Origin of the sequence: Flavobacterium petrolei (genome assembly GCF_003314435.2) — a bacterium.
GTDB lineage: Bacteria > Bacteroidota > Bacteroidia > Flavobacteriales > Flavobacteriaceae > Flavobacterium > Flavobacterium petrolei.
Genome location: NZ_QNVY02000013.1, coordinates 1 through 1,417 on the forward strand (window position 1 = coordinate 1; position 1,417 = coordinate 1,417).

The window sequence follows — 1,417 nt, forward strand, 5'->3', positions numbered from 1 at the left end:
TTGGTCTTCTGTCAGTAGTAAGAGCAAATACGGCAAGGCTGTTTTTACTAGCATACCAAAGCATTGACGGTACAGACGCTTTGCCGTTGGGCATGCCCAAGCCGTTTACAAAATACAATTGCTGTTCCTGTGCCTTGGTGTACCAAAGTACAGTGCCTTTTTCGCTCGGATTAATATGCAGTATATTGGTCGGCAAAATTCCTTTTGGTTTTAAAAAGGCTTTGTCCTTTTCTTTATCGGTGTGCAAAGCCTTTGCCAATATTTTGGCTTCATTTACGGTCAATGGATGGGCATTGATAGGATTTCCGTTTTTGTTCATATCAAAATGCTCCACATACATATAGGTATTTGTCCCTTTGGTTTGGTAAAAAACCAATGCAGATTTTGGATGGTAAAGCGTTCCAAAATTATCGGTTATGTCGTTTACGTTGCTCATTTTCTTGTTGTTTTATAATCATATAGTAGTGTGCATAGTTCGTCCAAAAGGGCAAACAGGCGGTTCTCAAAATCAAGATTGGTTTGTGTAATGGTACTTCCGTCAAAGCGTTTGCAAATGGTCGGTTCTTCCATTACTCCATACTCGTTAAACTCATTATTGATGCTATCGGCAAGCCTTTCATACAACCAACCTGTGGTATCCGCTATAAAGGAGATGTATTTTTCCATTCCAACAGTTTCGGAGTCGTTTTCATCAGTATAGGGGTCTTCTTCGGGTCTTGGTGCGTTTCGGAAAATGCTCTCAAATGGATATTGCGCATAGAGGGCAAAGGCATCGCAAGCTACTTTTTGGCACTCCTGGTCGAATGTGTCACGGCTTTTAAAGTGGTTTAAACGCTGTTCAAATACCTGTAAATTGATACGGTTGAATAGCTTCTGTTCAACCCGTTCGCCTATCCATTCAGCTTTTGCAATCTCAGCAATACAGCTGTCCGTTTCTTCGGTATAATCATCCTGTTCTACCCAATCGTTCATAATTTCATACATCCAATACAGATAGCTGTTTTCCTGTCTATAATACGGTATATCGACAATATGATATAGATAACTGCAAATCGAAACAAGCAATTGAGCCGTCTTTTTACGCTTTGGGTCATGGAGCATTTGAAAGAGTGGCACGATTGGAATATAGTATAGGGTTGTACCTGTGCTGTATCGTTCTTCGCTCGTAAAAAATGTTTTCTTACTATCCTGTACCAAACGTAAATTATCCCAATTGACATTGTTTTGTTTTAACTTGCTTTCAGCATCCCACATAGCCAAAGCCATATTGTAGGGATAGCCGTATTCCTGCGTTTGTAACGGTTCAATGCCGTAATGCTCTGTAAGTTGGGAAAGGGACTTGTAAAAATCCCTTTGCGTTTTTGCTGTTTTCTTACAATCCTGTGTGGATTGTGTTGTTTTCAGTTTAGGCAGAAAC

General features: G+C 40.2%; 1 protein-coding gene and 1 pseudogene. Both read right to left on the reverse strand.

Annotation, left to right across the window (positions count from 1 at the left end):
• Nucleotides 1-436 (reverse strand): annotated as a pseudogene (locus DR871_RS16290) (prokaryotic E2 ligase family D protein); the annotation flags it as partial.
• Nucleotides 433-1,417 (reverse strand): hypothetical protein (locus tag DR871_RS16295; protein WP_113667254.1); only part of this gene is annotated, 985 nt, incomplete at its 5' end. The pseudogene DR871_RS16290 and the gene DR871_RS16295, both read right to left, overlap by 4 nt.